This is a genomic window from Burkholderia sp. Bp8963, assembly GCF_003854275.1.
Lineage (GTDB): Bacteria > Pseudomonadota > Gammaproteobacteria > Burkholderiales > Burkholderiaceae > Burkholderia.
This window is the reverse complement of record NZ_QTQP01000190.1, coordinates 1-493: the sequence shown is the minus strand read 5'-3', so window position 1 is coordinate 493 and position 493 is coordinate 1. Positions and strand designations below refer to the sequence as shown.

Below are 493 nucleotides of genomic sequence, written 5' to 3'. Positions count from 1 at the left end.
CCGCGCGAGTCCTCGTTGAAGCTGCCTGCACCGAGTTCGTACTTCGAAAGACCGTAGGAGTCCCACAAGCCGATATTGATGCCGTTGAAGCGAAGCTGCCCGTTCTTGTAGGTCAGCGCCCGCTTCTTGAACGGAATCCAGCCGAGCGAATACTTCGGCGATTTGCGCTCGCTCACCCGCCAGTTCAGGCGCTGCTTCTTGAACTGCTTCAGGCGGGTAGCGAACTCTTCGCAGACTTGCTGAACCGTTGTCGAACCGACGACAACGCCATCGCACTTCACGAAGCCATTCGTTAGTTTCTGAAGGTCGAAGCCACTGAGCCAGACTTTGGGTCGGTTGCAGTATCGCTTGAGGCTGCGGTACTGGGTCTCGTTGCAGAAGTTCCAGACCTGATTCACGTCGCGCGCCATCGCAAGCATTGCTTTCGCGTGCTTGTCTCTGATTCGAAACTTGAGGGTCTTAACGGTTTCCATATCTCGAACTATATTGGGTC

General features: G+C 55.2%; 1 pseudogene. It reads right to left on the bottom strand.

The features are described 5' to 3' along the window. A pseudogene (locus DID96_RS38000) lies at positions 1-473 on the bottom strand (RNA-guided endonuclease TnpB family protein); the annotation flags it as partial. Between the last annotated feature and the right edge of the window lie 20 nt (positions 474-493).